5 protein-coding genes and 1 pseudogene are annotated in these 7454 nt (G+C 63.9%); all 6 read left to right on the forward strand.

The annotated features are described in order from the left end of the window. Positions 1 to 409, forward strand: a pseudogene (locus J0I79_RS01935) (acyl-CoA desaturase); the annotation flags it as partial. Positions 410 to 540: 131 nt separating this feature from the next. Further along, positions 541 to 1137, forward strand: a complete 597-nt coding sequence (locus tag J0I79_RS01940; protein WP_292854961.1) for a LysE family translocator — start codon at positions 541 to 543, stop codon at positions 1135 to 1137. Positions 1138 to 1363: 226 nt separating this feature from the next. Next, entirely contained in the window at positions 1364 to 2626 is a 1263-nt protein-coding gene (locus tag J0I79_RS01945; protein ID WP_292854962.1) for an efflux RND transporter periplasmic adaptor subunit, read from the forward strand. After that, a complete protein-coding gene (locus J0I79_RS01950) occupies positions 2623 to 5784 on the forward strand; it encodes an efflux RND transporter permease subunit (RefSeq protein ID WP_292854964.1) in 3162 nt (1053 codons plus the stop codon). Before J0I79_RS01945 ends, J0I79_RS01950 begins: the two co-directional genes overlap by 4 nt. Before the next feature lie 35 nt (positions 5785 to 5819). Beyond that, positions 5820 to 6908, forward strand: a complete 1089-nt coding sequence (locus J0I79_RS01955; RefSeq protein WP_292854966.1) for a helix-turn-helix domain-containing protein — start codon at positions 5820 to 5822, stop codon at positions 6906 to 6908. Between the two features lie 127 nt (positions 6909 to 7035). Then, positions 7036 to 7454: serine hydrolase (locus tag J0I79_RS01960; protein WP_292854967.1), on the forward strand; the 419-nt coding region annotated here is incomplete at its 3' end.

Below are 7454 nucleotides of genomic sequence, written 5' to 3' on the forward strand. Positions count from 1 at the left end.
TGGCGGCGGGGGTTGGGTGGGCTGGGGGAGCGGCGGGCGTGGCTCGGTGTCGCTGACCGGGCACTGGCTGGTCGGGCATTTCGCGCATCGGGGTGGGGACCAGGGCTGGTGCGTCGATGGCGTCGCGGTGCAGGGTTACAATTTGCCGCGTTTCGGACTGGTGACCTTCGGCGAGAGTTTTCACGGCAATCATCACGCGTTTCCCGAATCCGCCCGGCTCGGCCTGGAGCGCGGGCAGATCGACCTTGGCTGGGTCCTGATCCGGATCCTGGCGAGCCTCGGTCTCGCCCATAGCGTCAAACTGCCGGAGAACACCCCAAGACGAAAAGGTCTGCGCCGCCTGCCGGAGAGCCGGCGGGCCTCGCCTGCCGCGAACAACCGGTGGCCCGCACGGTCTCATGGACGATGACGGCGGCTCGCGATTTCCAGCCGGCCGGAGTAATCGTCAACCACGGCTGGCGGCCGCGGCTGGACCAAGGGATTGCGGTTGCGTTCGATAGCAGGGTTATTTAAGTCAGTATTGCTGACCTTGTGAGCTCGATGTCACTCGACGCCTTCCTTGCCCTGCTTGTTTATGCCTTCGTGACCTCCATCACGCCGGGGCCGAACAATCTCATGCTTCTGGCATCCGGCGTCAATTTCGGGATTGTCAGGACGATTCCGCACATGCTGGGCATCAGCATCGGCTTTCTCATCCTGCTGCTCGCGGTCGGCTTCGGGCTAGGCGCTGTCCTGACGGCGTTTCCGGCGCTGCACACCGGCCTGAAGATAGCGGGCGCCACCTACCTGCTCTATCTCGCCTGGAAGATCGCCATGTCCCGCTCGCTCAGCGGCAAAGGGGAGGCGGAGGCACAGCCGATGCGCTTCATCGATGCGGCCGCGTTCCAGTGGGTCAATCCGAAAGCGTGGGTGATGGCAATCACCGCAATGGCCGTCTACACCAATTCCGAACATCCGTTCATTTCGGTCGCCCTGATCTCGTTCGCGTTCGCCGTCGTCAATCTGCCCAGCGTGTCCGTGTGGGCAGGCTTCGGCACGGCGTTGCGCGGTTTCCTGTCGGACCCGGTGCGCCTGAAATGGTTCAACATCGCCATGGGGTTGTTGCTGGCGGCGACGCTTTGGCCGATGCTGAAATAGGCGCCAAAGGCCCTTTTCGGCCGCCGCCGTCGCGTCCGATCCGGACCAGTGACGGCCTGCACATCCATTGTGCAGTGCACATTAAATCTTCGTAATGCCGTCTTTTGGCCCTTTTCCGACATAGGCGCGTCCTATCTATTTGGCAAAATAGCGGCGTAAGGCCGTGATTTGCGCTAGAATACGACCACCTTGCAACGGCGTGTCGGACGGAGAGGGCACTTTGACGATGCGTGGAAAAGTCATTCTTTCGCTGCTTGCGATCGCCTGTGCGGGCGCCGCCTGGCTCTATATGTCCCCCGACACGCTGGGCAAAGTCGAGCAGATGATCGGCGTCAAGCAGGTCGCGTCCGCCGACACGGCGGCAGCGGGCAAGCAGGCATCGGACAAGCAGGCGGGCGGCGGCAATGGCGCCCGCTCGGCCTCGATCGTTTCGGCGACCGCGACGACGGCCGACTTCCCGATCCGCCGCTATGCCATCGGTTTCGTTTCCTCCCCCGCCGTGGTCAGCATCAATGCGCGTGTCTCCAGCCAGATCGTGTCGATCGACGTCAAGGACGGCCAGATGGTGAAGGCGGGAGACACCTTGTTTTCGCTAGACGACCGGGCGCTGAAGGCGCAGCTGGCCAAGGACCAAGCGACGCTCGCCAAGGACCAGGCTCTGCTCATCAGCTCCAATTCCGACCTCCAGCGCGCCAAGGACCTTGTCGCAAAGCAAGCCGGCACGCAGCAGACCTACGACCAGGCCGTGGCGGCGCAGAAGGCGGCCGCGGCGACGGTCGATGCCGACAAGGCGACGATCGACGCGGACAATGTGCAATTGAGCTACGCGACGATCACGGCGCCGATTGCCGGCAGGCTGGGCGCGGTCAGCGTCGCCGTCGGTGACCTCGTGACCACCTCGAACGGCAACAGCTCGTCGTCGACGCCGCTGGTGACCATCACCCAGATGGATCCGCTGCAGGTCAATTTCAATCTTCCCGAAAGCAACCTCGCGCTGCTGCACAAGGCCCTTGCCAATCCGCAGCAAGGGGCGGTGACGCTGACCAAGGACGGCGACCCGACGCCGATCGGCAAGGGCACGCTCGACTTCGTCGATTCCAGCGTCGACACCGCCTCCGGCACGATCGCAACGCGGGCCAGCATCCCCAATGCCGATCTTTCACTGTGGCCCGGCCAGTATGTGAACGTCATCCTAGACGCCGGCATCATGCCGCAGATGACATCCGTCCCGACGGTGGCTGTCCAGCCCAGCCAGAAGGGCCCGTTCGTCTATGTGGTCAAGCCCGACAATACGGTGGAGATGCGCCCGGTTCAGGTGGCGCTGACCGAGGGTGAGAACAGCGCCATCAGCCAGGGGCTGAAGAGCGGCGAGAAAGTCGTTACCGAAGGCCAGACGCGGCTGAAGAACGGCGCCGCGGTGCATGAAGGCGCCTCGACGGCTGCCCCGAAGGTGGCAGAGGCTAGCAACACCGGCGAGGCCGCCCAATGATCTCCGAATTCTGCATACGCAGACCGGTTGCGACGCTGTTGATGTCGTTCGCCCTCGTTCTGGGCGGGCTGTTCGCCTATAAATTCCTGCCGGTGGCGGCACTGCCGAGCGCCGAATTCCCCGTCGTCAACGTCTCAGCCTCGCTGCCCGGGGCGTCGCCGGAAACCATGGCGACATCGGTGGCGACGCCGCTGATCAAGCAGTTCGCGACCATCGCCGGCATCGATTCCATTGCCACCACGAACTCGCTCGGCCAGACCTCGATCGCCATCCAGTTCGTGCTCAACCGTGACATCGACGCGGCCGCGGCCGACGTGCAGGCGGCGATCGCGCGCACGCAGAAATCGCTGCCGCCGCAGATGACGTCGCCGCCGAGCTATCGCAAGGTCAATCCCGCCGACGCGCCGATCCTTCTTATGTCGCTGGTCAGTGACACGGTTCCGCTGACCGATCTCGATGCGTTCGCCGAAAACGTCATCTCGCCGTCGCTGTCGACCATCGACGGCGTGGCGCAGGTTTCGATCTACGGCCAGCAGAAATACGCGGTGCGCATCCAGATCGATCCGACGGCACTTGCCGCACGCGGCATCTCGATCGATCAGCTGCAGGCGGCGGTCGCGTCCGCCAACAGCAACACGCCGCTCGGCGTGCTGCAGAACGACAAGCAGCAGCTGACCATCACCGCCAACACGCAGCTGACCGACGCCGCCGGCTTCTCCAACCTCATCATCGCCACCAAGAACGGCCACCCGGTGCGGCTGGGCGAGGTGACCCGCGTGGTCGATTCCGTACAGACGACGACAACGGCGAGTTGGTACGACGGCACGCGCGCGATCATCATGGCCGTGCAGCGCCAGCCCGATGCCAACACGGTCGACGTGGTCGACAAGGTCAAGGCGATGCTGCCGTCCTTCCAGGACCAGATGCCGGCCGCCGCCTCGATCAAGCTGCTCAACGACCGCTCGACCTCGATCCGCCAGGCCGTCGACGACGTGCAGTTCACGCTGCTGTTGACCATCGCGCTGGTGGTGATGGTCATTTTCGTGTTCCTGCGCCGGGTGACGGCGACCATCATCCCGGCCGTGGCGGTGCCGATCTCGCTGATCGCCACGCTCGGCGCGATGTTCCTGTTCGGCTTTTCCATCGACAACATCTCACTGATGGGCCTGACGCTCGCCGTCGGCCTTGTCGTCGACGACGCCATCGTGATGCTGGAAAACATCTTCCGCCACATGGAGGAGGATGGGTTGTCGGCCTTCGAGGCGTCCCTGAAAGGCGCCCGCGAGATCGGCTTCACCATCATTTCGATCTCCATTTCGCTGGTGGCGGTGTTCATCCCCGTGCTGCTCATGGGCGGCGTCATCGGCCGCATCTTCAACGAGTTCGCCGTCGTGGTGACGGTCGCCATCCTGGCGTCGATGTTCGTGTCGCTGACGCTGACGCCGATGCTGTGCTCGCGCCTGCTGTCGGTAACCAAGGCCGACCGCGCGGCGCATGCTGAGGGCCACAAGCGCGATTTCATCACGCGCGGCTATGACCGCGCCTTGAGCTTCTGCCTGCGGCACACTTTCCTGGTGTTCCTCGTCTTCGTCGGCACGGCGGCGGGGTCGGTGTGGCTGATCCAGGTCTCGCCGAAGGGCTTCTTCCCGCAGGAGGATATCGGTCAGATCTCGGTCACCACCATCGCGCGCCAGGACATCTCCTTCGACGCCATGGCCAAGCTGCAGGGCCAGGTGGCCAGCGTCTTCTCGAAGTCGCCCTATGTCGACCATGTCGCGTGGTCGGCGGGCAGCGGCAACAACGCGCTCAACCAGGGACAGCTCTTCGTCCAGCTCAAGGCCAAGGACCAGCGTCCCAATATCGAAAAGGTGCTTTCGGATCTGCGCAAGCAACTCTCCGGCGTGGCGGGCATCGAGACCTACATGCAACCGGTGCAGAATCTGAGGCTCGGTTCGCGCTCGTCCGCCAGCGCCTATCAGCTCGTCGTGCAGGGTCTCGATACCGGCCAGACCGACATCTGGGCCCAGAAGCTGAATGATGCGATGGCGGCCGACCATACGACTTTCACCGACGTCACCAGCGATCTGCAGAACAATGCGCTGCAGGCATCGCTGGTGGTAGACCGCGACAAGGCCGCCCAGCTCGGCATCGACACCGACACGCTGCGGACCGCCCTCTATGGCGGCTTCGGCACCGACCAGGTGTCGACGATCTTCGGCTCGGCCGACAGCTATGAAGTCATCACCGAGCTCGATCCCAAGATCGAATGGTCGCCCGAGCGCATGCTCGCTATCCAGGTGCGCACGGCGAGCGGCAGCCTGGTGCCGCTCGGCGCCTTCGCGCGGGTCGATCGCACGGCCGGCGCCCTGACGGTCAACCAGCTCGGCCAGCTTCCGGCGGTGACGATCTCCTACAACCTGCCGCAGGGCGTGGCGCTGGGCGACAGCGTCACCCGCATCAACGCGCTCAAAGAGCAGATCGGGATGCCCAAGGCGATCTCGACCACGTTTGCCGGCACCGCCAAGACCTTCCAGGATTCGCTTGCCAACCAGGGCCTGCTGATCGGCGGCGCGATCCTGACCATCTATATCGTGCTCGGCATTCTCTACGAGAGCTTCATCCACCCGCTGACCATTCTCACGGGCCTGCCGTCGGCTGTGCTGGGTGCGGTTGTCGCCCTGCGCTTCGCCGGCATGGATTTGTCCGTTATCGCGGTGATCGGCATCCTGATGCTGATCGGCATCGTCAAGAAGAACGGCATCATGATGGTCGACGTCGCGCTGGAACTGCGACGAGAAGGCATGTCGGCCACGGAGTCCATCCACAAGGCCTGCCTGATGCGTTTCCGGCCGATCATGATGACGACGCTTGCCGCGTTGATGGGCACGTTCCCGATCGCGCTCGGCACCGGCGCCAGCGCCGAATTGCGCCAGCCGCTGGGTGTTGCCGTTGTCGGCGGCCTGCTTGCCTCGCAGGCGCTGACGCTGTTCGTCACGCCGGTGATCTATGTCTATTTCGAAAGGTTCTCGGGCTGGCTGATCGGGCTCATGCCGAAGCGCCAGGCAGAGCTGCAGGTCGTCGACAGCGGCGACCAGCCATCGCTGTTCGGCAACAACGACGATATCCAGCGCGATCCGCAGAAGACGGCCGCCGAGTAGGCGGCCGCCTGGAGACCAGGTGGGGGAAACCAAGCGTGACCAGCGCAGGTTTCGTTGCTCTCGACAATGGCCTTCGCGGCGCGGCCGCGGGATTGCTTTTGATGGTCGCCGCCGTCTTTCTGCACCATCGTCCCGTTGAGTTTGTTCGCGCTGCCCTGGCCGGAGCGGGTGCCGCCGCCGCGATCCTCGAGGCACCGGGCTTCCCTCCGCAATGGCATTGGGCAAGTTTGCCGCTCATTGCATTGTCGTCAGGCACGCCAGTCGTCTTCTGGCTCTGGGCCCGGGTGGTTTTCGACGACGACTTCGTCTTCCGTCCCTGGCACGCCGGCGTCTGGGCGGCCGCGGTCGGGCTGGGGCTGACGGCTTCCTATGGCGCGATTGCCGGCTCCGCCGCTTCAGCGATCAACCGGGCCTTGCTGCTCGCCAATCTTGGCTTCGGGATGCTCGCTCTGATGCAGACGATTGCCACCTGGCGCATGGATCTGGTCGCCGGCCGACGGCGTCTGCGCGTTGCCGTGCTGATGGGAACGCTGGTCTATATCGCCATCAACTCGGCCGCGAATCTCTCTTCCGTCGCAGTCCTGACATGGTCCTCCCCGGCCAGGAACCTTGCCAACGCGCTCGGCCTTTGCCTGTTGGCGGTGCTCGCCGGCTGGACGCTGTTTCGCACGGCGTCACCCGTTCGCGCGCTCGCGCTGGAACCGGCCATTGCATCCGCTGGCCGCCCTTCTTCCCAGCCGATCAGAAACGACGACCGTCCGGGGATCGAACCGGCTCTGCTCAGCCGGCTGGAACGCCTGATGACGACCGAGCGCGCCTATCGCCGGGAGGGGCTGACCATCGGCTCTCTCGCCGCACAGATGAACCTGCCGGAATACCGGCTGCGCCAGGTCATCAACGAGGGTCTGGGCCATCGCAATTTCAACGCCTTTCTCAACCGCTACCGGATCGAGGAAGCCAAGACGGCTCTCGCCGATCCCGGCCAGAAAGACGTACCGGTTCTGACCATCGCCATGGACGCCGGATTCCAGTCGCTCGGTCCGTTCAACCGCGCCTTCAAGGCGGATACCTGCCAGACACCGACCGAGTTCCGCCGCTTCGCTCTCGCCAAAAGCGCTGTCTGAACCGCCGCGCGAAGCGCCGAACCCTGGAATCGGCGAGCCGTGTGGAGAAATCGGCGAGCCGTTTTCAATGTTCGGCGAGACCGCGCCGCGGCCTTTCGACATGGTCTCCGCGAGATTGGAGACAGCCATGGACGCGCAAGCCAAAAAACGTTTCGTCTTGAGTTCAATGCTGAGCCTATGCGCTCTGCTGACATACCTTTGCATCGGACCGGCGCATGCCGACGACCCGGATCAACAGCCGTGGCCAACCAGGGGATGGCTGACGTCGACGCCGGAAGAACAAGGCATGGATTCAGCGGCGCTCGCCAGGCTTGTCGGTTATGGCGAAAGCCATAGCTTTGACAGCCTGCTTGTCGTGCGTCATGGGCGGATCGTCACGGAGGCTTATTACGCTCCCTACACTCCCGATGTTCTGCACGAGATCTATTCTTCGACAAAGGCGGTCACCGGCACGCTTCTCGGGATGGTCTACAAGGACGGCCTGCTCGACCGTCTCGATCATCCCATGCTGGATTTTTTCACCGATCGTCATGTCGCCAACGTTGA

The sequence above is a fragment of the Mesorhizobium sp. genome (genome assembly GCF_017306585.1).
GTDB lineage: Bacteria > Pseudomonadota > Alphaproteobacteria > Rhizobiales > Rhizobiaceae > Mesorhizobium.

Coding starts and splice junctions, on each gene's coding strand:
- J0I79_RS01940 (WP_292854961.1), top strand. CDS start 541: ATGTCACTCGACGCCTTCCTTGCCCTGCTTGTTTATGCCTTCGTGACC.
- J0I79_RS01945 (WP_292854962.1), top strand. CDS start 1,364: ATGCGTGGAAAAGTCATTCTTTCGCTGCTTGCGATCGCCTGTGCGGGC.
- J0I79_RS01950 (WP_292854964.1), top strand. CDS start 2,623: ATGATCTCCGAATTCTGCATACGCAGACCGGTTGCGACGCTGTTGATG.